The sequence below is a fragment of the Anaerotruncus sp. genome, from assembly GCF_057433415.1.
Window position 1 is genome coordinate 159124 of sequence record NZ_DBMDHH010000001.1, and the last position, 24853, is coordinate 183976.

At 65.3% G+C, this 24853-nt stretch carries 22 protein-coding genes; 17 read left to right on the forward strand and 5 right to left on the reverse strand.

What is annotated here, in order from left to right; all coding sequences use genetic code 11:
- Nucleotides 1–344: 344 nt before the first annotated feature.
- From ACZO3G_RS00650 to ACZO3G_RS00665, 4 genes are read left to right on the forward strand one after another with little or no spacing between them, the layout of a single operon-like run.
- Nucleotides 345–767: a Fur family transcriptional regulator gene (locus ACZO3G_RS00650; protein ID WP_101552099.1), complete on the forward strand. Its 423-nt coding sequence runs from the start codon at nt 345–347 to the stop codon at nt 765–767.
- Complete coding sequence (locus tag ACZO3G_RS00655; RefSeq protein ID WP_276871586.1) at nt 764–1681, forward strand: metal ABC transporter substrate-binding protein; 918 nt, start codon at nt 764–766, stop codon at nt 1679–1681. Before ACZO3G_RS00650 ends, ACZO3G_RS00655 begins: the two co-directional genes overlap by 4 nt.
- Complete coding sequence (locus ACZO3G_RS00660; RefSeq protein ID WP_276871584.1) at nt 1681–2388, forward strand: metal ABC transporter ATP-binding protein; 708 nt, start codon at nt 1681–1683, stop codon at nt 2386–2388. Before ACZO3G_RS00655 ends, ACZO3G_RS00660 begins: the two co-directional genes overlap by 1 nt.
- Nucleotides 2381–3211, forward strand: a complete 831-nt coding sequence (locus ACZO3G_RS00665) for a metal ABC transporter permease (protein WP_276871582.1) — start codon at nt 2381–2383, stop codon at nt 3209–3211. The genes ACZO3G_RS00660 and ACZO3G_RS00665 overlap by 8 nt, the downstream gene beginning before the upstream one ends.
- Nucleotides 3212–3257: 46 nt before the next feature.
- On the opposite strand, the gene ACZO3G_RS00670 is transcribed toward ACZO3G_RS00665, so the two are convergent.
- From ACZO3G_RS00670 to ACZO3G_RS00685, 4 genes are all read right to left on the reverse strand, one after another.
- Nucleotides 3258–4178, reverse strand: a complete 921-nt coding sequence (locus ACZO3G_RS00670; protein ID WP_276871580.1) for a SufB/SufD family protein — start codon at nt 4176–4178, stop codon at nt 3258–3260.
- Nucleotides 4171–4905, reverse strand: a complete 735-nt coding sequence (locus ACZO3G_RS00675) for an ABC transporter ATP-binding protein (protein ID WP_276871578.1) — start codon at nt 4903–4905, stop codon at nt 4171–4173. The genes ACZO3G_RS00670 and ACZO3G_RS00675 overlap by 8 nt, the downstream gene beginning before the upstream one ends.
- 42 nt (nt 4906–4947) lie before the next feature.
- Nucleotides 4948–5745 carry a ZIP family metal transporter gene (locus ACZO3G_RS00680; protein WP_486846675.1) on the reverse strand — a complete coding sequence of 266 codons (798 nt, stop codon included), beginning with the start codon at nt 5743–5745 and terminating at the stop codon, nt 4948–4950.
- 126 nt (nt 5746–5871) lie between these two features.
- Nucleotides 5872–6912, reverse strand: coding sequence for a M23 family metallopeptidase (locus ACZO3G_RS00685; protein ID WP_276871574.1), 1041 nt, complete (start codon nt 6910–6912; stop codon nt 5872–5874).
- Nucleotides 6913–7062: 150 nt separating this feature from the next.
- Between ACZO3G_RS00685 and ACZO3G_RS00690 the strand changes: the two genes are divergently transcribed.
- The 4 genes from ACZO3G_RS00690 to garR all read left to right on the forward strand — a co-directional run bounded on the left by ACZO3G_RS00690 (nt 7063) and on the right by garR (nt 12003).
- Nucleotides 7063–8217, forward strand: a complete 1155-nt coding sequence (locus ACZO3G_RS00690) for a CdaR family transcriptional regulator (protein WP_158595539.1) — start codon at nt 7063–7065, stop codon at nt 8215–8217.
- Nucleotides 8218–8513: 296 nt separating this feature from the next.
- Complete coding sequence (locus ACZO3G_RS00695; protein WP_101552082.1) at nt 8514–9896, forward strand: GntP family permease; 1383 nt, start codon at nt 8514–8516, stop codon at nt 9894–9896.
- Nucleotides 9897–9972: 76 nt separating this feature from the next.
- Nucleotides 9973–11109, forward strand: coding sequence for a glycerate kinase family protein (locus ACZO3G_RS00700; RefSeq protein WP_276871571.1), 1137 nt, complete (start codon nt 9973–9975; stop codon nt 11107–11109).
- Nucleotides 11110–11121: 12 nt separating this feature from the next.
- Nucleotides 11122–12003, forward strand: coding sequence for a 2-hydroxy-3-oxopropionate reductase (gene garR / locus ACZO3G_RS00705; protein WP_276871569.1), 882 nt, complete (start codon nt 11122–11124; stop codon nt 12001–12003).
- 265 nt (nt 12004–12268) lie between these two features.
- Here the strand turns inward: garR and ACZO3G_RS00710 are convergent, their stop codons facing one another.
- A complete protein-coding gene (locus ACZO3G_RS00710) occupies nt 12269–14374 on the reverse strand; it encodes a glutamine synthetase III family protein (protein ID WP_277138444.1) in 2106 nt (701 codons plus the stop codon).
- Nucleotides 14375–14735: 361 nt separating this feature from the next.
- On the opposite strand from ACZO3G_RS00710, the gene ACZO3G_RS00715 reads away from it, so the two are divergent.
- The 9 genes from ACZO3G_RS00715 to ACZO3G_RS00755 form a co-directional block, all read left to right on the forward strand.
- Nucleotides 14736–15839 (forward strand): class II glutamine amidotransferase, encoded by a 1104-nt coding sequence (locus tag ACZO3G_RS00715; protein ID WP_101552074.1) that lies wholly within the window; start codon nt 14736–14738, stop codon nt 15837–15839.
- A complete protein-coding gene (locus tag ACZO3G_RS00720; protein ID WP_101552072.1) occupies nt 15839–17347 on the forward strand; it encodes a glutamate synthase-related protein in 1509 nt (502 codons plus the stop codon). Before ACZO3G_RS00715 ends, ACZO3G_RS00720 begins: the two co-directional genes overlap by 1 nt.
- A gap of 11 nt (nt 17348–17358) precedes the next feature.
- The gene (locus tag ACZO3G_RS00725) at nt 17359–18084 is read left to right on the forward strand and encodes a GltB/FmdC/FwdC-like GXGXG domain-containing protein (protein ID WP_101552070.1); all 726 of its coding nucleotides are present in this window, start codon (nt 17359–17361) and stop codon (nt 18082–18084) included.
- Nucleotides 18085–18148: 64 nt separating this feature from the next.
- Complete coding sequence (locus tag ACZO3G_RS00730) at nt 18149–19468, forward strand: glutamine synthetase family protein (RefSeq protein WP_276871563.1); 1320 nt, start codon at nt 18149–18151, stop codon at nt 19466–19468.
- A 48-nt stretch (nt 19469–19516) separates the two neighbouring features.
- The gene (locus ACZO3G_RS00735) at nt 19517–20074 is read left to right on the forward strand and encodes an ANTAR domain-containing response regulator (RefSeq protein ID WP_276871560.1); all 558 of its coding nucleotides are present in this window, start codon (nt 19517–19519) and stop codon (nt 20072–20074) included.
- Between the two features lie 31 nt (nt 20075–20105).
- A complete protein-coding gene (pyrG, locus tag ACZO3G_RS00740; protein ID WP_172439266.1) occupies nt 20106–21761 on the forward strand; it encodes a CTP synthase in 1656 nt (551 codons plus the stop codon).
- A 354-nt stretch (nt 21762–22115) separates the two neighbouring features.
- Entirely contained in the window at nt 22116–23300 is a 1185-nt protein-coding gene (trpB, locus tag ACZO3G_RS00745; protein ID WP_276871557.1) for a tryptophan synthase subunit beta, read from the forward strand.
- The gene (gene trpA, locus ACZO3G_RS00750) at nt 23293–24075 is read left to right on the forward strand and encodes a tryptophan synthase subunit alpha (protein WP_276871555.1); all 783 of its coding nucleotides are present in this window, start codon (nt 23293–23295) and stop codon (nt 24073–24075) included. Before trpB ends, trpA begins: the two co-directional genes overlap by 8 nt.
- A gap of 287 nt (nt 24076–24362) precedes the next feature.
- Nucleotides 24363–24853: InlB B-repeat-containing protein (locus ACZO3G_RS00755; RefSeq protein WP_486846673.1), on the forward strand; the 491-nt coding region annotated here is incomplete at its 3' end.

A 24853-nucleotide genomic window follows, 5' to 3' on the forward strand; every position in this document is an offset into this window, starting at 1 on the left:
AAACCATCAAATTTTCTTTGCAGTTTCATGAAATATCTTCACAGATATGACATTTTGGACGATAAATGCACCGATTGATTGTTTAATTTGACAATGAACTGTAAAATACAAACAGAAAGCATTGAAAAATGTGAGATTTTTTTGCCCAAACTAAACAGGAAAGGAGTGTTTTCCCACCTTTTCCAGATATTGACGAAACGCCCGAAAACAGCCGCTTTGCGGCGTATGGGAGCTGTAAATTTGGTGCAATATTCCATTGTGGGCGGGTCTTCCTTGACAAGCGCGGCGGGGTGGGGTAAAATATGAAATCGGAATTCATTTTCAAATTACAGGGGGGCGAAGGGATGCCGGACGGATACAAGACGCGCCAGCGGGAGCGGATTCTGCAGTTTCTGACCGAGAACCGCGACAGGCACCTGTCCGCGGAGGATGTGGCCGCCCATCTGCGCGCCCAGCAGCTCCCCGTCGGACGGACGACCGTCTACCGGACCCTCGACCGGCTGGTCGAGCAGGGCGCGGTGCGCCGCTACTACCTCGGGGAGGGCGCGGGCGCCTGCTACCAGTTCACCGGACGGGAGGACTGCCATGAGCACTTTCATTTAAAGTGCACCGGCTGCGGCAGGCTCATCCACGTCGAGTGCGACTATCTCGGCGAGGTGTCGAAGCATGTGCTGGAGCACCACCAGTTTACGATCGACAACACCAAGACGGTGCTCTACGGCCTCTGCGCCGACTGCGCCGCGAAGAACCAGGGAGAACCCAAATGAAAAAGATCCAAAGAATAGCCGCCGCCCTCCTCTCGGTCCTCCTGCTGGCGGGCTGCGCGGCCCCGGCCGGAGACGGCGGGGAGGACGGCCGGGTGAAGGTTGTGGCGACCCTCTTTCCCCAGTACGACTTTGCGCGGCAGATCGCGGGGGAGCACGCCGACGTGACGCTGCTGCTGCCGCCGGGGGTGGAGAGCCACTCCTACGAGCCGACCCCCGCGGACATCATCATGATCGGGAAGGCCGACCTCTTCCTCTATACGGGCGAATATATGGAGCCGTGGGCGGAGAAGATCCTCGCCGGCGCCGGGGAGGGCGTGCGGGCGGTGGACCTGTCGGCGCATGTGACGCTCGAAAAGGACGATGACGGGGACGGCCACGACCACGGCGGGTACGACCCGCACATCTGGACCGACCCGCAGAACGCTAAGATCATGGTGGACGACATCGCGGCGGCGCTCTGCGCGGCCGACCCGGGGAACGCCGGGGAGTACCAGACGGCCGCGGCGGAATATAAGGAACGGCTCGACGCGCTCGACGAACGGTTCTCCGAGGTCGTGGAGACGGGAAAGCGCCGGGAGATCGTCTTCGGCGGCCGGTTCGCGCTGCACTATTTCGCCGAGCGGTACGGGCTCACCTGCATCTCGGCGTTCGACTCCTGCTCGGGCGAGACCGAGCCGAGCGCGGGCGCGGTGGCGCAGATCATCCGCGCGATCGAGACGGACGGCGTCCCCGTCATCTACTACGAGGAGCTGACCGACCCGAAGGTCGCGCGCTCGATCGCGGAGGAGACGGGCGCGAAGCCGCTGCTGCTCCACTCCTGCCACAATGTCTCCAGGGAGGAGTTGCAAAACGGCGCGACCTACCTCTCGCTGATGGAGCAGAACGTTGAAAACCTGCGGGAGGGGCTGAACTGATGGCGCTGATATCCTGTAAAAACGTGACGATGGGCTACGAGAACCAGCTGGCCGTGGAAGACGTCAGCTTCGACATTGAGGACGGCGACTACGTCTGCATCGTCGGAGAAAACGGCTCGGGCAAGTCGACGCTGCTCAAGGGGCTGCTCGGGCTCCTGAAGCCGCGCGCCGGGGAGATCGCCTTCGGCGACGGGCTCAAACAGAATATGATCGGCTACCTGCCCCAGCAGACGATCGTCCAGCGGGACTTTCCCGCGTCGGTGTGGGAGGTCGTGCTCTCGGGCTGCCTCAACCGCCGTGGGATGCGGCCCTTCTATTCGCCCGCCGAACGGAGGATCGCGTCGGCCAACATCGAAAAGCTGGGCATCGGCGGGCTGGTCAAAAAATCCTACCGCGACCTGTCGGGGGGGCAGCAGCAGCGGGTGCTGCTCGCGCGCGCCCTCTGCGCCACCGAAAAGCTGCTGCTGCTCGACGAGCCGGTGACGGGGCTCGACCCGGTCGTCACCAGCGAGCTCTACGCGCTGATCCGGCAGCTCAACCGGGAGGGCGTGACGATCGTCATGGTCAGCCACGACATCAACTGCTCGGTGCATTACGCGGGCAAGATCCTGCATATGGACACCGGCGTGCTCTTCTACGGGCCGTCGGAAAAATATCTGGAAAGCGACGTCTGCCGCAGGCTGCTGGGAGGTGACGTGCATGGGTGAGCTGTTCCGCGAGCTCTTCTCCTATTCCTTTATCAGCCGCGCGCTCGTCGTGGGCATCCTCGTCGCCCTCTGCGCCGCCCTGCTCGGGGTCTCCCTCGTGCTCAAGCGGTATTCGATGATCGGCGACGGCCTCTCCCACGTCGGGTTCGGCGCGCTGTCGGTCGCGATGGCGATGAACGTCGCGCCGCTGGCCGTATCGGTGCCCGTCGTCGTGATCGCCGCGTTTCTGCTGCTGCGCATCAGCGAAAGCAGCAAGATCAAGGGGGACGCCGCCATCGCGCTCATCGCGTCGAGCGCGCTCGCGATCGGCGTCATCGTCACTTCGCTGACCACCGGCATGAACACCGACGTCTACGGTTATATGTTCGGCAGCATCCTCGCGATGAGCGGGGGGGACGTCGTGCTCTCCGTCGCGCTGTCCGCCGTCGTGCTGCTGCTCTTCGTCTGCTTTTACAACAAGATCTTCGCCGTCACCTTCGACGAGGCGTTCGCGCAGGCCACCGGCACCAACGCGAAGCTCTACAACATGCTCATCGCCTTTTTGACGGCGATCACCATCGTCGTGGGCATGCGCATCATGGGCGCGATGCTCATCTCCTCCCTCATCATCTTCCCGGCGCTCACCTCGATGCGGGTCTGCCGCAGCTTCAAGGGGGTCGTCGTCACCTCCGCGGCCGTGTCGGTCGTCTGCTTCTTCGCGGGGATCGTGGGGTCGTTCGCCTTCTCCACCCCGGCGGGCGCGTCGGTCGTCGTCGCGAACATCGCGGTTTTCGCCTGTTTCTGGCTGGCGGGGCTCGCGCGTTCCCGCTTCGGGAAGGCATAGCAAATAAAAACGGGCGGGCCGCTCACGCGGCCCGCCCGTTTTTCGTTTATTTTAAGAATCCCTCAATGATCTTCTGTTCGGCCTCCTGCTCGGTGAGGCCCAGCGTCATCAGCTTGGTGAGCTGCTCGCCCGCGATCTTGCCGATGGCCGCCTCATGGATGAGGGCGGCGTCGACGCTGGCCGCGGTCAGTTCGGGGATCGCGCTGACCGACCCCTCGTCCATGATGATCGCGTCGCAGGCGGAATGCCCGGTGCAGCGGGTATTGCCGTTGATGACCGAGCGGAACACCTGGTGGGAGCTGCCGCGCGCGACCGACCGGGAGACGAGGTCGCAGCCGGAGTCCTCCCCCGTGAGGTCGACGGAGAAATCGGTCTCGGCGGTCTGCTCCCCGTGGGTCATGAGCTTTTCGCGGATGACCAGCCGGGCGTCCTTCATGAGCTCGGCGCGGGTGATCCGTTTGGTCGAGTCGACCCCCTTGATCTGGGTGGTGTCCATCTTCATGTAGCCGCCCTCGTCGATGCGGACCCAGGTCTGCGGGTTGATGATCCGCCTGCCCGTCCCCTCGCCGACGCCGACGTGCTTTTCGAGGTAGAGGACCCGCGCGTCCCTGCCGATGAAGAAGCGGTGGACGCCGTTGTGCTGGGACTCCTCCTCCCCCTCGTTGTGCACGCCGCAGCCCGCCACGATCGTGACGTCCGCGCCGTCGCCGATGTAGAAGTCGTTGTAGACGAGGTCGCGCACCCCCGTGTGGGTGACGCAGGCGGGAATGTAGACGGTTTCGCCCTTCGTGCCGGGCAGCACCCTGATGTCGATGCCCGGTTCGTCGGTCTTGGAGGTGATGCGCACGTTGTCGGTCGAGGCGCGCCCGGCGCAGCCGCCGTCCTCGCGGATGTTGTAGGCGGCGTTCTTCGGCACGCCGGAGAGCTCGGACACCATCTCGAGCAGCATTTCGGTGATCTTATTCATGGCAGATTCCCCCTTCCTGCGGGCAGAAGGCGCAGCGGCTCCCGTCGCCCTTGAGCAGGCCGGGGAGGATCTCCTCCCGCGGGCCGTGCGCCGTGACGACGCCGCTCGCGAGCACGACCAGCTCGTCCGCGATCTCCAGGATCCGCTCCTGGTGGGAGATGACGACGAGCGAGCCGCTCGTCTCCCGGCGCAGCTTCTGGAAGACGCCGATGAGGTTCTGGAAGCTCCACAGGTCGATGCCCGCCTCCGGCTCGTCGAAGATGGTGAGCCGCGTTTTGCGCGCCATGACCGACGCGATCTCGATCCGCTTGATCTCGCCGCCCGACAGGCTCGCGTTCACCTCGCGGTCGATGTAGTCCATTGCGCAGAGCCCCACGTCGCTGAGGTAGCCGCAGAGCTGCTGCTCGCTCAGGGAACCCCCGGCGGCCAGCTCGACGAGGTCCCGCACCGTCAGCCCCTTGAAGCGCACCGGCTGCTGGAAGGCGAAGCCGACGCCGCGCCTGGCGCGCTCGGTGATGCCGAGGCCGGTGACGTCCTCCCCGTCGAGGAGGATGCGCCCCGCCGCAGGCCGGGTGATTCCCGCGACGACGCGGGCGAGGGTGGATTTTCCGCCGCCGTTCGGCCCGGTGATCACGACGAATTTTCCGTCGTCGATTTTGAGGCTCACGTCCCGGAGGATGCCGCGGCTGTCGTCCACATCCACGGTGATATTTTGCAGTTCCAGCATGTTTTCACTCCTGTTTCTGTTGCTGATGTCCCAATTTTTCTGTTATCCCAGCGCCACGTCGAGGATCATCATGACGAGGAAGCCGAACATGACGCCGATGGTGCCCACATGGGAGTGTTCGCCGAGGTGCGCCTCGGGGATCAGCTCCTCGACGACCACATAGATCATCGCGCCCGCCGCGAAGGCGAGCAGCCAGGGCATGACGGGGGAGACCGACCCGGCGATCAGCACGGTGAGGATGCCGCCGATCGGTTCCACGATGCCCGAAAGCGCGCCGTAAATAAAGGAGCGGGTGTTGGAGAGCCCCTCCTTCTTGAGGGGGAGGGAGATTGCGGCGCCCTCGGGGAAGTTCTGAAGCCCGATGCCAATGGCGAGCGCGACGGCCGCCGCGAAGGTGTTCGCCGCGCCGCCCTGGGCGGCCAGCGCGAAGGAGAGCCCGACCGCCATCCCCTCGGGGATGTTGTGCAGCGTGACGGCGTAGACGAGCATCGTCGTGCGCCGCAGGGAGGAGGGCATGCCCTCGGGGCTGTCGCTGCCCGGATGCAGGTGGGGGAGCAGGCGGTCGAGCAGCATGAGGAAGAGCCCGCCGAGCACAAAGCCGCCCGCCGCGGGGATCCAGCCGATCATCCCCTGCTCCTCCGCCATGTCGATGGCGGGGATGAGCAGCGACCAGACGGACGCCGCGATCATGACGCCCGCCGCGAACCCCAGAAAGACCTGCTGGAAGGACGCCTTGATCTCCCCGCGGAAGAAGAAGACGACCGCCGCGCCCAGCGCCGTCATCAAAAATGTAAACCCCGTGCCGATAGCGGCCGACAGGACGGGATGCAATGCGTTCATCATAACTACCGCCTCCTTGGTCGCCTTATATTATACCAGACAAGTATAGAAAAGGGAAGAGCCATTTTTGCGGCTGCGCGCCGGTCTCCAACGGAACAGAAAAGAGCGGGGCGCGGCCCCGCTCTTTTAGGATGCTCCGCGCGAGTCTGTAAGATACTGCGCGGCGGAAAAGTCCAGGTATTCATACCGGCGGCTGTAACATCCGCCGGCGCCCCGGTCGACGGTGCTGCGGTTGCGCTCAAGGAAATTGACGAGCTGGTAGACGTCGATCCAGATCTCCCCGTTGCCGGTCTTCTGCGATTCGTCGAAGATGAGCTGCATGCCGAAATGCAGGTGGGGCACCTTCATCCCGTTGACGTCCTCGGTGTTGGAGTAGCCCGTCATGCCGAGATAGCCGATGACGTCGCCCGCCTGCACGACGCTCCCCTTTTCGAGCCCCGGCTGGTAGGGGCCCCCCTTGCGGAGGTGGGCGTAATAATAGTAGCGCCTGCCATCAAAGGAGCGGATGCCGATCCGCCAGCCTCCGTACTGGTTCCAGCCGAGCTCCTCGACCACCCCCGACTCGACCGCCACGATAGGGCTGCCGACGTTGCCCATCAGGTCGTTGCCGAGATGCCTGCGCCGGTAGCCGAAGGAACGGGCGTTGCCGAAATCGTCGCAGTGGGAAAAGCCGAAGCCCTCCGCCACCGGGCAGTAGGCCTTGAGCCCGTATTTGACCTGCCAGCGCGGCTCTCCGTCCCCATCGGGCAGCGCGATGGCGTAATCCCCGACCATGCCGTCCAGCACCGCGCCGTAGGCCTCTTTATAATAGGGATAGTCCTTATATTCCCCGCCGATGCCGTCGAGCGTCTCCCCGGCGCGAAGCCGGTCCATCAGCCGGTCGAGGTCGGCGGCGCGGTAGGACTTCCAGTTGCCCCAGTAGCCCGCCGCGAGGCAGGCGAGCAGGTCGGGCATCGGCGCGGAAAGCCCCTCCCCGTGCGCCGTCACCGCCGCCCGGTAGCTCCCGTCGAGCGCGGCCGAGGGTACGTTGAAATCGACCCATTTGATATAGGAGGAGGCGGGCAGCGCCTCCGAAGCGGGCGCCGCGGCGGGACGCGCGGCAAACAGCGCCGCCCCCGCGGCCGCCGCCAGCAGAATCCCCGCAAGAACGATTTTTCCGCGCCGCATGGCAACCCCTCCCCGTCCCACCATTATATGTGCGGAGGGGGCGGCGGTATGCGCTTTGCGCGGCGCCTCTGACGCTTCCGCCCAGATGCGCGATGATACCACACGCGCTTTGCATGTGGTATAATGGGAACCGGAAGGGAGGGCTGCCATATGGATATTTCCAAGCGGAACGCCATGCAGATCGTCAACGAGATCAGCGGCATCATCGGCCAGCACGTCAACATGATGGACGCGGACGGCACGATCATCGCGAGCACCGACCCCGAGCGGATGGATACCTACCACGAGGGCGCCGCGCGGGTGATCGGGGAGCATCTCGACGAGCTGATCATCCAGAGCGACGACGAATACGAGGGGACCCGGAAGGGGATCAACCTGCCCATCCTGCTCGACGGGGAGATCGCGGGGGTCGTGGGGATCACCGGCGAGCGGGACGAGGTGGTCAAATACGGGCAGATCATCAAAAAGATGACGGAGATTCTGCTGATCGAGAATTTCGACAAGGAGCAGAAGAAGATCGACGACCGCATCCGCACCCGCTTCATCGACGAATGGCTCTACGGCGACGCGATCAGCCAGGGACAGGCGTTCATCCAGCGGGGCGCGCGGCTGGGCATCGACATCACGCTGCCCCGCCGGGTACTCGTGGCGGAGATCGAAAACCTGCGGGACTACAGCGACAGCCCCGAGGGCCAGCGGATCATCGACCGGGTGAACAAGACGGTCCGCCGGATGGTCGGGGAGGAGAAGAACGGCGTCTTCGCCAAGACGGCCTCCCAGATGATCTGCCTCATGCCCGACTGCGAGGACGCGAAGCTGCGGTTCTTCGCGCAGCAGATCCAGGCGCAGGTGTGGCGGCAGTTCAGCATCCGCGTGATCGTGGGCGCGGACAGCCGGGACGGCAGCCTCCTGCACCAGTCCTACCTGCGCGCCCACAAGGCGCTCAGGGCCTGCCGCGCCTCCCGCGGGAGCACGATCCGGTTCTACGACGACATCAACCTCGAGCTCTTCATGGATGAGATTCCCCAGACCTCCAAGGCGGAATTTATCCGCCGCATCTTCCGCGGCTTCACCCCCGAGGAGATCGACTCCTGGGTGCACCTGCTGGAGGTCTATTTCGAGGCGGACGGATCGCTCTCCGACGCGGCCGCCCAGCTCTTCATCCACAAGAACACCCTTCAGTACAAGCTGCGCAAGCTCTGTGAGCAGACGGGCTACGACCCGCGCAGCCTGTCGGATTCGTCTCTCTTCTATCTGGCGGTGCAGTTCTACAACGAAAACCGGGACGAGCTGAATTTTGTATAGAATGTGAACAAAGGAGGGGCGCTTTCTATAATTCTGTTTTCAGGGACAGATTCTATTGATAGAATCTGTCTCTGAAAACATAGACGGCAAACAAATGGCATAGTATAATTATGACAGAAAAAGGGAAAAATCGGCGGGACAAAATGTGGAAAACACCCAATCGTGTAAAAGCCGCTCCTCCGGGCCTCACGGGATGGCCCCGGATGGGCGGCTCGTTAAAGAAAGAGAGCGGACAATCGGGGCAGGCGGCGGCGAAAGCCGCATCACATAGGCATGTTTGAATGGAGGTAGAGACTATGACAGGAGTACCGCTTCTCATCACATTTGTCATCGCGATCGTCGTGATGATCCTCGCAATTTCCAAGCTGAAACTGCACCCCTTCCTCGCCATCATGGGCGTGGCGCTGCTGCTGGCGATCATCGTCGGCATCCCGCTGGCCGATATCCCCGGCACGATCGGCGCGGGCTTCTCCGGCACCTTCTCCAGCATCGGCATCGTCATCATCCTCGGCGCGATGATCGGCTTCTTCCTCGAGAAGACCGGCGGCGCCATCCGCCTTGCCGACGCGGTCGTCAAGATCGTGGGCAAGAAGCACCCCGAAATCGCCATCATGCTGATGGGCTGGATCGTCTCGATCCCCGTCTTCTGCGACAGCGGGTTCGTCATCCTCAACCCCATCCGCAAGGCGATGGTCAAAAAGACGATGTGCTCCTCCGTCGCGATGACGGTGGCGCTGTCGGGCGGCCTTTACATCTCGCACGTCTTCATTCCGCCGACACCCGGCCCGATCGCGGCGGCCGGCACCCTCGGCATCGGGAACAACCTGCTGCTCGTCATCGGCATGGGCGCGCTCGTCTCGATCCCCTGCCTGGTCGTGGCGTATTTCTTCGCCAAATATATCGGCAAGCGGGTCAAATCCCCCTCCGAGGACAACCCCGACGACAATGAGGTCGTCAAGAGCTATGAGGAGCTCGTCAGGGAGTACGGCAAGCTGCCGAGCACTCTGGCCTCCTTCGCCCCGATCGTTCTGCCGATCATCCTGATGGCGCTGAGCTCGATCTCCTCGATCCTCGGTTGGCAGGGCGGGCTCGCGAGCGTCTGCGCCTTCCTCGGCGCGCCGATCATCGCGCTGGCGGTCGGCCTGCTGTGCAGCATCGCGACGCTGGTCACCACCGGCAAGATGGGCGAATTCCGCGATCTGACCGACGAGACCCTCAAGACGGTCGGCCCGATCCTCTTCATCACCGCCGCGGGCGGCGTGCTCGGCAAGATCATCTCCACCGCGGGCTTCGTCGACTACATGTCGGAGAACGCGGCGTTCCTGTCGAGCGTCGGCATCTTCTTCCCCTTCCTCATCGCCGCCATCCTCAAGTCGGCGCAGGGCTCCTCGACGGTCGCGATCACCACGACCGCCGGCATCATGGGCGCGATCTCCGAGTCGGGCAGCATGATGGCCGCGCTGGGGCTGACCTCCCCGGTGGCCGCCGCCCTGACCGTCATGGCGATCGGCGCGGGCGCGATGACCGTATCCCACGCGAACGACTCCTACTTCTGGGTCGTCACCAACTTCGGCGAGCTCAAGGCGCAGGACGGCTACAAAACGCAGACCATGCTGACGCTGCTGATGGGCGTCGCGGCTATGATCTTCATCTGGATTCTCTCCCTCATCCTCATTTGACGCGGGCGGGGGCAAACATTTCAAGGATGGAAAGCCGGACAGGATCTGTCCGGCTTTTCTCCAAAGGGGGATATGCATGAAAAAAGTGATCCTGATGCCCGACTCCTTCAAGGGGACGATGAGTTCCTCGGAGATCTGCGGCATTATGGAAAAGGCGGTCCGCGCCTACTATCCGGACGCGGAGGTCGTCCCGATCCCCGTCGCGGACGGCGGGGAGGGAAGCGTGGACGCGTTTCTGGCCGCCGTCGGCGGCGAGCGGGTCACGGTCCCCGTGAGGGGGCCCTACATGGAGGAGATGGAGGGGTATTACGGCCTGCTGGACGGCGGCTCCACCGCCGTCATCGAGATGGCGGCCTGCGCGGGCCTGCCGCTCGTGGGGGAGAACCGGCACGCCGAAAAGACCACCACCTACGGCGTCGGCCAGCTCATGGCCCACGCCGCGGGGCGCGGCTGCAAAAAGATGATCGTCGGGCTGGGCGGCAGCGCCACCAACGATTTCGGGGCGGGCGCGGCCGCGGCGCTCGGCGTGCGCTTTCTCGACGAGGCGGGGGAGGAATTCGTCCCGGTGGGCGAAAACCTCGCGCGCGTCGCGAAGATCGACATGTCGGGGCTGCTGCCCGCGCTCCGGGGGATCGAGGTCATCACGATGTGCGACATCGACAATCCCCTCTGCGGCAAAAACGGCGCGGCCCACATCTTCGGCCCGCAGAAGGGCGCGGACCCCGCGATGGTCGAATACCTCGACGGGCAGCTCCGGGCGATCGCCGAAACGGTCAAGCGGGAGCTCGGCCGCGGCGTGGCGGACCTGCCGGGCGCGGGCGCGGCGGGCGGCATGGGGGGCGGCATGGTCGCCTTCCTCGGCTCCCGGCTGCAGATGGGCATCGAAACGGTGCTCGACACCGTCGGCTTCGACCGGCTCGTGTCCGACGCGGACCTTGTGCTGAGCGGCGAGGGCAAGATCGACACCCAGAGCCTGCGCGGCAAGGTGGTCATCGGCGTGGCCCGCCGCTGCAAAAAGCACGGCGTGCCGCTCGTGGCGCTCGTCGGGGACATCGGCGACAACATCGAAAACGCCTATGAGGAGGGGGTGTCGGCGGTCTTCAGCACCAACCGCGTGGCGGTCGACTTTTCGGTCGCCAGGACGCGCAGCAAAAGCGATATGGCGCTCACCGTCGACAACCTCATGCGTTTTCTCAGCCGGATCGGCTTTTAAGGAGGCGCTGTTATGAAGATCGGATTTATCGGCCTCGGCATCATGGGCAGGCCGATGGCAAAGAACCTCCTGCGGGCGGGGCACGCGCTCACCGTCTGCGACCACCATCCCGAGCATGTGGCAGAGCTCGCCGCGGCGGGCGCGCGCGCGGCGGATACGCCGCGGGAGGCCGCCGCCGGAAACGAGCTGGTGATCACCATGCTGCCCAACTCCCCAAACGTCCGCGAGGCGGTCTGCGGGGAGGGGGGCGTGCTCGAGGGGGCGGCGCCGGGGACGGTCCTCGTGGACATGAGCTCGATCGCGCCGGGCGCTTCGCAGGAGATTTCGGCGGCCTGTGCGGAAAAGGGGGTCAAAATGCTCGACGCGCCGGTGAGCGGCGGCGAGCCCAAGGCGGTCGACGGGACGCTGTCGATCATGACGGGCGGCGAACGGGCGGTTTTCGACGCGGTCAGGCCGGTGCTGCTCTGCATGGGCGCGAGCGCCGTCTGGTGCGGTGAGATCGGCGCGGGCAACACGACCAAGCTCGCCAACCAGGTGATCGTCGCGGCGAATATCGCGGCGGTTTCCGAAGCGATGATGCTCGCCCGCCGCGCGGGGGTGGACCCCGCGCGGGTATTCGACGCGGTGAAGGGCGGGCTCGCGGGCTCGGCGGTGCTGAACGCCAAGACGCCGATGATGCTTGAACGCAATTTCGCCCCGGGCTTCCGCATCGACCTGCACGTCAAGGACCTCGGCAACGCGCTCGAGACGGGACACGCCGTCGGCGCGCCGCTGCCGCTGACCGCCGCGGTCATGGAGATGATGCAGACGCTGCGCGCCGACGGCCGCGGCGGAGACGACCACAGCGCGCTGGTGGGATTTTATGAGAAGATCGCCGGAGAGACGATCGCTTAGGGGGGCCTCGCCCTAAGCGCCGTTTCCGGGGACTTTGAAAGGTACCCCGCGCCACGCTTCGTCAAGCGCGGAACAAAAAAACGTCAGGCGGCCGCCCGTTTGGGCGGCCGCTCCTTTTATGCGGGTTATGCAGGCGCGGAAGGGGGATATCGGCAAAAAAGGCGGCGCGCATCCCGGAGGGCAGCCGCCCGTCGGCCCGGAATGCACGCCAATCTGCGAAAAGAGAAAAGAAAGGGACAGAGAAAAAAGAAGGAAATAGAAGTGGTCAAATATTGAAGAGCAGTTCCCCATAGGTCGGGAAGGGCCAGTATGCCTTGCCGGTGAGCGATTCGAGCTCGTCTGCGGCGGCGCGCAGCTCCTGCATGGCGGCGAAGAGGGCGCCCGCGCAGAAATCGGCCTGCTCCTTGGCGGAGGGGAGCTCCCCGAGCCGCCGGAGCTGCTCTTCCAGAAGCTCGGTCCTGCGGTAGACGCCTCCCTCCAGCTCCGAGAGCCTGCCGAGCAGCTCGCGCTCCATGACGCAGCCCAGCTCGCGGTCGAACGACTGCTTGGCCAGGGCGGCGGCGGTGAGGTCCTTCACGTAGGCGTTGACCGCCGGGAGGATCTCCTTGCGCGACATCTCCAGCATCGTCTGCGCCTCGATCGCGAGGGTCTTGGCGTAGCTTTCCAGCAGGATTTCGTAGCGGGAACGCATCTCCGTCTCGGTAAAGATCTGATGCCTGGTGAAGAGCGCGATGTTCTTCGGGCTCACAAAACAGGGGAGCGCCTCGGGGGTGGTGCGCAGGTTGAGCAGGCCGCGCTTTTCGGCCTCCCGCTTCCACTCGTCGCTGTAGCTGTTGCCGTTGAAGATGATGCGGCGGTGCTCGCGGATGACCCGCCTGATGAGGTCGTGCAGCGCGCCGTCAAAGTCGTCCGCATTTTCCAGCGTGTCGGCGAACCGGCCCAGCGATTCGGCCACGATCGTGTTGAGGACGATGTTCGGCCCCGAAATCGAGAAGGAGGAGCCGAGCATGCGGAACTCGAACTTGTTGCCGGTGAAGGCGAAGGGGGAGGTGCGGTTGCGGTCGGTGGCGTCCTTGGGGAAGCGCGGGAGGACGTGCACGCCCACGCGCAGCTCCCCGGCGCTCTGTGGGTCGTAGGGTGTTCCGCTCTCGATCGAGTCGAGGATCCCGGTCAGCACGTCGCCCAGGTAGATCGACACGATGGCGGGCGGGGCCTCGTTTGCGCCGAGGCGGTGGTCGTTGCCCGCGCTCGCGACGGACACGCGCATCAAATCCTGGTAGTCGTCGACCGCCTGGATGACGGCGGCGAGGAAGAGCAGGAACTGCGCGTTCTCCTGCGGGGAATCGCCCGGCTCGAGCAGGTTCTGCCCCGCGTCGGTGGAGAGGGACCAGTTGTCGTGCTTGCCGCTGCCGTTGACGCCCGCGAAGGGCTTTTCATGCAGCAGGCAGACCAGCCCGTGACGGTCGGCGACGTTCTTCATCAGCTCCATGACGAGCTGGTTGTGGTCGGTCGCCGCGTTGGTGGAGGTGTAGATGGACGCCAACTCGTGCTGGGAGGGCGCGACCTCGTTGTGCTCGGTCTTGGCGAGGATGCCCAGCTTCCACAGCTCCTCGTCCAGCTCCTTCATATAGGCGGAGACGCGTGGCTTGATCGCGCCGAAATAATGGTCCTCCAGCTCCTGTCCCTTGGGGGGCTTCGCGCCGTAGAGGGTGCGCCCGCAGAACACCAGATCCCGCCGCTGCCGGTAGAGGGCCTTGTCGACGAGGAAATACTCCTGCTCGGGGCCGACGGTGGTGACCACCCGCCGGACCCCTTCGTTCCCGAAGAGGCGCAAAATGCGCAGCGCCTGCCGGTTAAGCGCCTCCATTGAGCGGAGCAGGGGGGTCTTCTTGTCGAGCGCCTCGCCCGAATAGGAGTAGAAGACGGTGGGGATGCAGAGGGTGCGGTCCTTGATGAAGGCGTAGGAGGTGGGGTCCCAGGCGGTGTAGCCGCGCGCCTCGAAGGTCGCGCGCAGGCCGCCGGAGGGAAAGCTCGACGCGTCCGGCTCCCCCTTGACGAGCTCCTTGCCGGAAAATTCCATGATCACGCTGCCGTCGGAGGAGGCGGAGATGAAGCTGTCGTGCTTTTCGGCGGTGACGCCGGTCATCGGCTGGAACCAGTGGGTGAAATGGGTGCATCCGCGCTCGACGGCCCAGTCCTTCATGGCGTTGGCCACGACGTTGGCGATGTTGACGTCGAGCTTCTTGCCGTTCTCGATCGTGTTCCGGAGGGCCCTGTAGGTCTCCTTGGGCAGGCGCTGCCGCATCGCGCGGTCATCGAACACCATGCTGCCGAAGATGTCGGGGAGTTTGTTCGCGCAGTTTGCAGTCATGACAGATGCTCCTTTCATTTCGCTGGCGCAAAAAAGAAATAAAAAAGAGGCGCCGCGGGCTGGAACCCGCAGCGCCTTTGCTGTGCATGTCGTTATTATAGGCGGCGGAAATCTCGATGTCAATGGGGTTTTGTAAAGTTGGTGCGATTTATCCGTTTAACCTGCCGAATCATTTGTGAGTTTCGGTGAATCTGCCAAAATCGCAGGATTTGCATGACAAATATGCAGGATTCTCTTGACACACCTGCATATTTCCCGGTATAATCAATAGGAACAAAGGCGTTCGTCAAGGACGCGCCCGCTCTGCGGCGCGTCCTCTGGTGGGCGTCTTCTTTCATTTTTGAAAGAAGTGGTGGAAGCGATGCAGAAAGAGAGAAAACGAGAGGGAGACGTCCGGATTCCGTCCGGTTGCGCGATCTCGGGGATCTTCCGTCGGGACGGCAGGCGGATCGGCGGGGAAAAGATCGTCGAGTCGATCTCGGTGATGCACGACCGCTCCAACGGGCTGGGCGGCGGCTTCGCCGGGTACGGCATCTACCCCGAGTACAAGGACCTCTATGCGTTCCACGTGTTCTACGAGTCCACCGCCGCCCGGCAGGAGTGCGAAGCGTTCCTCGAGCGGCATTTCGACATCGTGAACCTCTCGAAGATCCCGGTGCGCAGGACGCCCCGGATCACCGACGAGCCGCTCATCTGGCGGTATTTCGCCGCGCCGCTGCCGACGAGGCTCGCGGCCAGCCAGCTCGACGAGCGGGAGTTCACCGCGCGCTGCGTCGTGCGGGTCAACAGCACGGTCGACGGGGCGTACATCTTTTCGAGCGGCAAGAACATGGGCGTCTTCAAGGCGGTCGGCTACCCCGAGGACGTGGGGGCCTTTTACCGTTTGGAGGAGTATGCCGGCTACTGCTGGACGGCGCACGGCCGCTACCCGACCAACACGCCCGGCTGGTGGGGCGGCGCGCACCCGTTCGCGCTGCTCGACTACTCGGTCGTCCACAACGGCGAGATCAGCTCCTACGACGCCAACCGCCGCCATATTGAAATGTTCGGCTACCGGTGCAATCTGCTGACCGACACCGAGGTCATCACATATGTGATCGACTACCTCGTCCGCCGTCAGGGCCTCTCACTCGAGGAGGCGGCGAACGTGATCGCCGCGCCCTTCTGGTCGACGATCGACGGTCTTCCCGCCGAAAAGCGGGAGCGCATGACCTACCTGCGCAACGCTTTTTCCTCCCTGCTGATCACCGGCCCGTTTTCCATCCTGCTCGGCTTTACGGGCGGCATGATGGCGCTCAACGACCGCCTCAAGCTGCGGTCGATGGTCATCGGCGAAAAGGGCGACACGACCTATGTTGCCAGCGAGGAATGCGCCATCCGCGCGGTCGAGCCCGCGCTCGACAAGCTTTGGGCGCCGCGCGGCGGCGAACCGGTCGTCGTGACCCTGAAGGGAGGCGTACGGTGATGGAGGCATTTGGCTTCTTCTATCCGGAATACGAGGTGGTCCGCGACGGCGGCCGCTGCACCGTCTGCCGCGTCTGCGAGCGGCAGTGCGCCAACGGGGTGCACACTTACGACCCCGAGCGGGGCGTGATGCTGGCCGACGAGACGAAATGCGTCGACTGCCAGCGCTGCGTCTGCCTCTGCCCGGCGCGGGCGCTCAAGATCGTGGAAAGCGGCAACACCTTCAGGCGCGACGAGAATTGGACCGCCCCGGCCATTTCGGAGGTCTGCCGGCAGGCGGGCAGCGGCGGGGTACTGCTCTCCTCGATGGGAAACCCCGGGAAATATCCCGTCTACTGGGATCGGATGCTGATCAACGCCTCGCAGGTGACGAACCCGCCGATCGACCCGCTGCGCGAGCCGATGGAGACGCGCACCTTCCTGGGCGCGAAGCCCCAGAGGATCGAGCGGGACGAAAAGGGGCGGATCAAAAACAACCTCGCCCCCCAGTTGGAGCTGGAGGTGCCGGTTATGTTTTCCGCGATGAGCTACGGCTCGATCTCCTATAACGCCCACGCGGCGCTCGCGCGCGCGGCGGAGGAACTGGGCACCTATTATAACACTGGCGAGGGCGGCCTGCACGAGGACTTCTACCGGTACGGCAAAAACACCATCGTGCAGGTGGCCTCGGGACGGTTCGGGGTGCATAAGGACTATCTGAACGCGGGCGCGGCGATCGAGATCAAGATGGGGCAGGGGGCCAAGCCGGGTATCGGCGGGCACCTGCCCGGGCGGAAGATCGTGGGCGACGTCTCCCGCACCCGCATGATCCCCGAGGGGTCGGACGCGATCTCCCCGGCGCCCCACCACGACATCTATTCGATCGAGGACCTGCGCCAGCTCGTCTATTCACTCAAGGAGGCGACCGGCTATCAAAAGCCGGTCATCGTCAAGATCGCGGCGGTCCACAACGTCGCGGCGATCGCCTCGGGCGTCGCGCGCTCGGGCGCGGACGTCATCGCGGTCGACGGGTTCCGGGGCGGCACCGGCGCGGCGCCCGCCCGCATCCGCGACAACGTGGGCATCCCCATCGAGCTCGCGCTGGCCGCCGTCGACCAGCGGCTGCGAGAGGAGGGTATCCGCGGGAACGTGTCGGTCGTCGCGGGCGGCTCGATCCGGTCCTCCGCCGACATCGTCAAGGCCGTCGCGCTCGGCGCCGACGCGGTCTATATCGCGACCGCCGCGCTGCTCGCGCTCGGCTGCCGCCTCTGCCGCTCCTGTCACCAGGGCCGCTGCAACTGGGGCATTGCAACCCAGCGCCCCGAGCTGGTGCGCCGCCTCGACCCGGAGGCCGGGGCGCGGCGGCTGGTAAACCTTGTCACCGCCTGGAAGCACGAGATTGAGGAGATGATGGGCGGCATGGGCATCAACTCGATCGAGGCGCTGCGCGGCAACCGGCTGATGCTGCGCGGGATCGGCATGACCGACAGGGAGCTTGAGATCCTCGGCATCCGGCACGCCGGGGAATAGGAGGGATCCACATGAGGATCACGGCGGGAAACATGCATTTCCGGGAGCTCAATGAGCAGATCCGCGCCTGCCCCGACGCGGAGATTGAGATCGACGGCTGCCTCGGGCAGCGGTATATCGGCAGCGGGCTCGCGGACAAGACACTGCTGGTCGGCGGAATCCCGGGCAACGCGCTGGGCGCCTATCTCGACGGCGGCACGATCGTGACGGAGGGCAACGCGCAGGACGCGGCGGGCGACACGATGAACGACGGGGCGATCATCATCCACGGCTCCTGCGGCGACGGCGCGGGCTATGCTATGCGCGGCGGGAAAATCTATATCCACGGGGACGTGGGATACCGCGCGGGCATCCACATGAAGGCCTACCGCGGAAAGCTGCCGGTCCTTGTCGTGGGCGGCACGGCGGGCAGCTTTCTCGGGGAGTACCAGGCGGGCGGCGTGATCGTCGTGCTCGGCCTGCGCAGGCCCGCCGGGACGCCGCTCACCGGCTATTTCTGCGGCACCGGCATGCACGGCGGGAAGATGTTCCTGCGCTGCCCGGAAAGGCCGGAAGGCCTGCCGGAACGCATCCGCGCGGCGGAGGCCTCCGCCGCCGACCTTACGGAGATCGGCGGGTACCTGGACGAGTTCTGCGCGGCGTTCGGCGAGGACCGGCGGGAGCTGCTCGCCGAACGGTTCTGGGTGCTCACGCCGGACGGCGAAAATCTCTACCGGCGGCTTTATACGAGCGTCTGATCCGTGCTGTCATGCCCATAGACCAATCCCCCCGTGAACGCGGGGGCCGGAAGGAGACTGTCAAATGGATACCACCGTATCGGAGGTCCTCCGGTTCGTGGAGGAAAACGGCGTGAAATTCGTCCGGCTGGTCTTCTGCGATATTTTTGGCGCGCAGAAGAACATCGCCATCATGCCCTCCCAACTGAGGCGCGCCTTCGGACAGGGCGTCTCGTTCGACGCGTCCGCGGTGCGCGGCTTTCTGGACGTGACGGAGAGCGACCTCTTCCTGGTGCCCGACCCGGGCACCCTGTCGGTGCTGCCCTGGCGGCCGGCGCAGGGACGGGTGGTGCGCTTTTTCTGCGGCATCCGCTACCCGGACGGCAGGCCGTTCGAGGGGGACGGGCGCGGGCTGCTCGCCGAGGCCGCCGCGCGGGCGGGGCGGGAGGGCTTCACCTGCAAATTCGGGCCCGAGTGTGAATTTTATCTCTTCACGACCGACGAGGAGGGCTACCCCACCCGCACCCCGCACGACCGCGCGGGCTACTGCGACCTCGCGCCCTGCGACCGGGGGGAGAACGTGCGCCGGGAGATCTGCCTGACGCTCGAGGAGATGGGGCTTTCGCCCGAGCGGTCCCACCACGAGCAGGGCCCCGGTCAGAACGAGGTGGACTTCCACTGCGCGGGCCCGCTGGAGGCGGCCGACAACCTGATGGCTCTGCGCATGGTCGTCAAGGCGGTGGCGGCGAAGAACGGCCTCTACGCCTCCTTCCTGCCCAAGCCCCTCGAGGGGGCGAGCGGCAGCGGCCTGCATGTGAACCTCTCCCTCTGCCGGGAGGGGCGCAACCTCTTCGACCGCTTCGGCGTCCGCCCGGAACCGGAGGCGCTCGGCTTTACGGCGGGCATTCTGCGCCGCGCGCGGGAGATCACCGCCTTCCTCAACCCGCTGGCCAACTCCTACCGGCGGTTCGGCGCGTTCGAGGCGCCGGGCGTGGTGAGCTGGTCGGGGCAGAACCGCTCCCAGCTCGTGCGGGTGCCCGCGGCGGAGGGGGAGTCGAGCCGCATCGAGCTGCGCTCCCCCGACCCGGCCTGCAATCCCTACCTCGCCTTCACGCTGCTGATGGAGGCGGGGCTCGAGGGGGTGCGGGAGGGTCTGGAGCTCTGCCCGCCCGCCGACTTCGACCTCTACGGCGCGGACACAGCGGCGCTCGCGGGATACGAGCGCCTGCCCGCCTCGCTCGGCGAGGCGCTCGCACTCGCGTCGGAGAGCGGCTTCATCCGCCGGGTGCTGCCCGGGCGGATCGTCGAAAACTTCCTCGCCCACAAGCGGCGGGAGTTTGAGGAATGGGAAGCGGCCGAGGACAAATTCGGCTTCGAGCTTGAGCGGTATTTCGGGCGCACCTGAAGGGGCGGGCCGTTTTGACGGAAGGGGGTGTCGGGTTTGGAGGAGCGGATGCTCTTGGTTTCAGGGGAGCGGGGCCGCGCCGCGCTCGAGGGGCTCATGCGCGAATGCGGCTTTTCGGCCGTGCGCGCCGCCGGAAGCGGCGGCGAGGCGCGCAGGCTGCTCGCGGAGGGCGGCTTTGAGCTGGTGCTCGTCAACACGCCGCTGCCCGACGAGTTCGGGAGCGCCCTGGCGCTCGAAACCGCGCGCGAAAGCGACGCGGGCGTCGCGCTGCTCGTGAACGCCCCGCAGGCGGACGCGGTTTCCGCCGAGGTGGAGGACTTCGGCGTCTTCGTCGTGGAAAAGCCGTTTTCCCGGCCGATGCTCTTCCAGTCGCTGCGGCTGGTGCTCGCCTCCCGCCGCCGGATGCTCGGCCTCCAGCGGGAGAATGTCCGCCTCAACGAAAAGCTCGAGGAGCTGCGGCTGGTCAGCCGCGCAAAGGGGGCGCTCATGCGGGTGCTGGGGATGACCGAGCCGCAGGCGCACCACTACATCGAGAAACAGGCGATGGACCTGCGCGCCACGCGGCGGGAGGTCGCGCGGAGGATCCTCGGCGCCTGCGACGAATAGACATATCCCCGCCGCGCGCGGGAAAGCTAGAATGACCGAACGGGAAGGGAAGGCGGAAAAACCGATGGGCAAACAGGAGACCAGCTATATCTTTGTGACGGGGGGCGTCGTTTCGGGGCTCGGCAAGGGCATTACGGCGGCGGCGCTCGGGCGGCTGCTCAAGGCGCGCGGGCTCACCGTGGCGGCGCAGAAGCTCGACCCCTACATCAACGTCGACCCGGGCACGATGAGCCCCTACCAGCACGGGGAGGTCTTCGTGACCGAGGACGGGGCGGAAACCGACCTCGACCTCGGCCATTACGAGCGGTTCATCGACGAGGACCTCAACCGGTTTTCCAACCTTACCTCGGGGCGGGTCTACTGGAATGTGCTCAACAAGGAGCGCGCGGGGGAATACCTCGGCGAGACGGTGCAGGTGATCCCCCACGTCACCAACGAGATCAAGTCGTTCATCTATTCGGTCGGCCGCGAGACGGAGGCTGACGTGGTCATCACCGAGATCGGCGGCACGATCGGCGACATCGAAAGCCAGCCCTTCCTCGAGGCGATCCGCCAGATCTCCCGCGAGCTCCCGCGGGGGCGGTGCCTCTTCCTGCATGTGACGCTCGTCCCCTACCTCAAGAGCTCGGGGGAGCACAAATCCAAGCCCACCCAGCATTCGGTGCGCGAGCTGCAGGGCATGGGCATCATGCCCGACATCATCGTGGCGCGCTGCGACGAGCCGCTCGAGGAGGGCCTGCGGCAGAAGATCGCCCTCTTCTGCAACGTCGAGCCCGACTGCGTCGTCGAAAACCGCACCCTTCCCGTCCTCTACGAGGCGCCGCTTATGCTGCGCGGGGCGGGGCTCGACGACATTGTCTGCCGCAGGCTCGGGCTCGAGGCGCATGGGGACGGCCTCGGCGAGTGGACCGCCATGTGCGGGCGGATCGCGCGCGCGACCGAGCCGGTGGAGATCGCGCTCGTCGGCAAATACGTCGAGCTGCACGACGCCTACCTTTCGGTCGCCGAGGCGCTGCGCCACGGCGGGTACGAGTGCGGCGCGCGCGTCGTCATCCGCTGGGTCGACTCCGAGACGCTCACCGACCGCAACGTCGCCGAGCGCCTCGCGGGCTGCGGGGGGATCATCGTGCCGGGCGGCTTCGGCGGCCGCGGCGTCGAGGGGATGATCCGCGCGGTGCGCCGTGCGCGGGAGGCCCGGATCCCCTATTTCGGCATCTGCCTCGGGATGCAGGTCGCCGTGATCGAGGCGGCGCGCTCGCTGGCGGGCCTCGCGGGGGCCGACTCCCGCGAATTCTCCCCCGGGGCGGAGCACTGCGTGATCGACCTCATGCCCGACCAGCGGGGCGTCGTGCCCAAGGGCGGCACCATGCGGCTGGGCGCCTATCCCTGCGCCGTCGCGCCGGGCAGCCTGCTGGAAGAGGCGTACGGTGCGCGGGAGATCCGCGAACGCCACCGCCACCGCTACGAGGTCAACAACGACTACCGGGAGCGGCTTGTATCGGCCGGGGTCCGGCTGTCGGGCCTTTCGCCCGACGGGCGGCTCGTCGAGGCGGTCGAACTGCCCGGCCACCCCTTTTTTGTCGGGGTGCAGTACCACCCCGAGTTCAAATCCCGCCCCAACCGGGCGCACCCGCTCTTCCGGGAGTTCGTCGCGGCGAGCCTGCGCGCGGGGCGCGGGGCCGGGTGAAATTTGCCTTCGGCGGTTGACACGGAAAAGCGCCGGTGCTATACTATGGAAAAATCCAGAAACCGATGAGCGAGAGTAGTAGGGACCGCCGGGTGTGTCCAGAGAGCCGACGCGGGTGGGAGTTCGGCAGCACAGGCGATTTTGAATGGACTCGCGAGGGCGGCCCGAAACCGGGAGGGAGTAGGCGCCGACGGGGATCCCGTCCGTTACCAGGGGGGTGCGCGTGCCTGCGCGCAGAACGAGTGGGCGGTTTCGGCCGCCAATCTGGGTGGTACCGCAGAAGCAAAGGCTTTTGTCCCTGTTTTGGGACAGAAGCCTTTTTTGACGCAATTTTGCCGAAGGGAGTCGATAGAGATGTCAAAGGGACGGTTCGGCGTCCACGGGGGACAGTATATCCCCGAGACGCTGATGAACGCTGTGATCGAGCTGGAGGAGGCCTACGCCCGCTGGAAGGACGACCCGGGCTTCGTATCCGAGCTGGAGGGCCTGCTCAAGGATTACGCGGGGCGGCCGTCGCTGCTCTATTACGCGGAAAAGATGACGAAAGACCTGGGGGGCGCGAAGGTCTACCTCAAGCGGGAGGACCTCAACCACACCGGCTCCCACAAGCTCAACAACGTCCTCGGGCAGGTGCTGCTCGCCAAGCGGATGGGCAAGACCCGCGTGATCGCCGAGACGGGCGCGGGACAGCACGGGGTCGCCACGGCGACCGCGGCGGCGCTGATGGGGATGGAATGTGAAATCTACATGGGCGAGGAGGACACCGTCCGCCAGGCGCTCAACGTCTACCGGATGGAGCTGCTCGGCGCGAAGGTGCACCCCGTCAAAACGGGCACCCGCACCCTCAAGGACGCGGTCAACGAGACGCTGCGCGAGTGGACGGCGCGGGTGTCGGACACCCATTACGTGCTCGGCTCGGTGATGGGGCCGCATCCCTTCCCGACGATCGTGCGGGATTTTCAGAGCGTGATCGGCCGGGAGGTCCGGGCGCAGCTGCTCGAGAAGGAGGGCCGCCTGCCCGACGCGCTGCTCGCCTGCGTGGGCGGCGGCAGCAACGCGATGGGGCTCTTTTACGACTTTATCGGCGACCCCCAGGTGCGGCTGATCGGCTGCGAGGCGGCCGGGCGCGGGGTGGAGACGGGCGAGACCGCCGCGACGATCGCGGTGGGCACGCCGGGGATCTTCCACGGCATGAAGAGCTATTTCTGCCAGGACGAGTACGGGCAGATCGCGCCGGTCTACTCGATCTCGGCGGGGCTCGACTACCCGGGCATCGGCCCCGAGCACGCCTGGCTGCACGATACAAAGCGGGCGGAATACGTCTCGATCACCGACGACGAGGCGGTGGACGCGTTTGAATACCTCTCCCGCACCGAGGGGATCATTCCGGCGATCGAAAGCGCCCACGCGGTGGCCTACGCCAGGAAGCTCGCGCCGCGGATGGGGAAGGACCAAATCGTGGTCGTCAATCTTTCGGGCAGGGGCGACAAGGATGTCGCCGCCATCGCCCGGTACAGGGGGGTAGCGCTCTATGAGTAAGCGGATTCGGGAGGCGTTCTCCCACGGCAAGGCGTTCATTCCGTTCGTAACGGCGGGCGACCCGTCGCTCGAGGTCACCGCGCGGCTGGTGCCCGCGATGGCGGCGGCCGGGGCCGACCTCATCGAACTGGGGATTCCCTTTTCCGATCCGGTGGCGGAGGGCCCGGTCATCCAGCAGGCCGACGAGCGCGCGCTCGCGGCGGGCGCGACCACCGACCGCATCTTCGAGCTTGTGCGGCAGATCCGCCGGGAGACGGACGTCCCGCTCGCCTTCATGACCTATCTGAACCCTGTCTTCACCTACGGGGCCGAACGGTTCCTCAAAGCCTGTGGGGAGACGGGCGTCGACGCGCTGATCGTCCCCGACATGCCCTTTGAAGAGAAGGGGGAGCTCGCCCCCTGCTGCAGGCGGTACGGCGTGGACCTCGTGTCGCTCATCGCGCCCACCTCCAGAGAGCGCATCCGCATGATCGCGGCGGAGGCGGAGGGCTTTCTCTACTGCGTCTCCTCGATGGGGGTGACGGGGGTGCGCAGCCGGATCACCACCGATATCGGCGGCATGGTCGCCGAGGCGAAGCGGGCGTCCGACGTCCCCTGCGCGGTGGGCTTCGGCATCTCGACCCCGGAGCAGGCCGCCGAAATGGCGAAGCATGCCGACGGCGCGATCGTCGGCAGCGCGATCGTGAAGCTCGCCGCGAAATACGGCGCGGACTGCGTGCCCCATGTGGAGCGGTACGTCCGCGAGATGAAGGCGGCGCTCAAATCCCTCGGCTGACCCGCCCCGCCGGCGCGGCGGAGATGGAAAACGGCCGGCCCGCGAGGAAACGGACGGGCAAAAAATTTTCTGCGGGCGGTGTCCCTTTTTGGGGGCCGGGATGGTTTGTAATATTAGGTGGTTCCGATGTTGCCAGATGTTGTCTGCCGTTTTGGGATTGTTCACAATTCGGTCATAAGAATAACATTTTTGCCACAGGAAAATCGGGTATCATTGGAACACGGACAGAGAAGGGCGGCGACCCGCCGCACGACAGAGAAACTGATTTTTTCAAGGAGGTACCCTACATGAAGAAGCTACTGAGCATCTGCCTCGCGGTGCTGGTCGTAGTGGGCCTGATGCCCGTCTACGCGCTGGCCGCCGAAGGCGATCAGACGGTTACGGTTGGTCAGCCGTCAAATGGCACGTTAACGGTGACCTATGGTGGTGACCAGACGATTACTGGCACTGGGACGGTTCCTGACTCAACATCTCTCACGATTACCGCGACGCCTGCCGATGATTATGAGTTGGAAGAAATTACCGTAAACAGTGATGCAGGAAACCAGACTTTTACCAGCAGTCCGGCGACCTACACTGTGAATGGTGCGGCTGTTCAAATTTCTGCTAAGTTTAAGGCGGTATCTCCGTCTGTCACCCAGTATAAGGTGACCTACGACGCCGCCCCGACAGGCGGTACGATCAGCGTTGCCAAGACAAACGGCGGGAACGTCTCGTCGGGCGATATGGTTGACGATGGGACTCAGATCACGATTACCGCGACTGCGGGACAGGGCTA

Coding starts and splice junctions, on each gene's coding strand:
- ACZO3G_RS00650 (WP_101552099.1), top strand. CDS start 345: ATGCCGGACGGATACAAGACGCGCCAGCGGGAGCGGATTCTGCAGTTT.
- ACZO3G_RS00655 (WP_276871586.1), top strand. CDS start 764: ATGAAAAAGATCCAAAGAATAGCCGCCGCCCTCCTCTCGGTCCTCCTG.
- ACZO3G_RS00660 (WP_276871584.1), top strand. CDS start 1,681: ATGGCGCTGATATCCTGTAAAAACGTGACGATGGGCTACGAGAACCAG.
- ACZO3G_RS00665 (WP_276871582.1), top strand. CDS start 2,381: ATGGGTGAGCTGTTCCGCGAGCTCTTCTCCTATTCCTTTATCAGCCGC.
- ACZO3G_RS00670 (WP_276871580.1), bottom strand. CDS start 4,178: ATGAATAAGATCACCGAAATGCTGCTCGAGATGGTGTCCGAGCTCTCC.
- ACZO3G_RS00675 (WP_276871578.1), bottom strand. CDS start 4,905: ATGCTGGAACTGCAAAATATCACCGTGGATGTGGACGACAGCCGCGGC.
- ACZO3G_RS00680 (WP_486846675.1), bottom strand. CDS start 5,745: ATGAACGCATTGCATCCCGTCCTGTCGGCCGCTATCGGCACGGGGTTT.
- ACZO3G_RS00685 (WP_276871574.1), bottom strand. CDS start 6,912: ATGCGGCGCGGAAAAATCGTTCTTGCGGGGATTCTGCTGGCGGCGGCC.
- ACZO3G_RS00690 (WP_158595539.1), top strand. CDS start 7,063: ATGGATATTTCCAAGCGGAACGCCATGCAGATCGTCAACGAGATCAGC.
- ACZO3G_RS00695 (WP_101552082.1), top strand. CDS start 8,514: ATGACAGGAGTACCGCTTCTCATCACATTTGTCATCGCGATCGTCGTG.
- ACZO3G_RS00700 (WP_276871571.1), top strand. CDS start 9,973: ATGAAAAAAGTGATCCTGATGCCCGACTCCTTCAAGGGGACGATGAGT.
- garR (WP_276871569.1), top strand. CDS start 11,122: ATGAAGATCGGATTTATCGGCCTCGGCATCATGGGCAGGCCGATGGCA.
- ACZO3G_RS00710 (WP_277138444.1), bottom strand. CDS start 14,374: ATGACTGCAAACTGCGCGAACAAACTCCCCGACATCTTCGGCAGCATG.
- ACZO3G_RS00715 (WP_101552074.1), top strand. CDS start 14,736: ATGCAGAAAGAGAGAAAACGAGAGGGAGACGTCCGGATTCCGTCCGGT.
- ACZO3G_RS00720 (WP_101552072.1), top strand. CDS start 15,839: ATGGAGGCATTTGGCTTCTTCTATCCGGAATACGAGGTGGTCCGCGAC.
- ACZO3G_RS00725 (WP_101552070.1), top strand. CDS start 17,359: ATGAGGATCACGGCGGGAAACATGCATTTCCGGGAGCTCAATGAGCAG.
- ACZO3G_RS00730 (WP_276871563.1), top strand. CDS start 18,149: ATGGATACCACCGTATCGGAGGTCCTCCGGTTCGTGGAGGAAAACGGC.
- ACZO3G_RS00735 (WP_276871560.1), top strand. CDS start 19,517: ATGCTCTTGGTTTCAGGGGAGCGGGGCCGCGCCGCGCTCGAGGGGCTC.
- pyrG (WP_172439266.1), top strand. CDS start 20,106: ATGACCGAACGGGAAGGGAAGGCGGAAAAACCGATGGGCAAACAGGAG.
- trpB (WP_276871557.1), top strand. CDS start 22,116: ATGTCAAAGGGACGGTTCGGCGTCCACGGGGGACAGTATATCCCCGAG.
- trpA (WP_276871555.1), top strand. CDS start 23,293: ATGAGTAAGCGGATTCGGGAGGCGTTCTCCCACGGCAAGGCGTTCATT.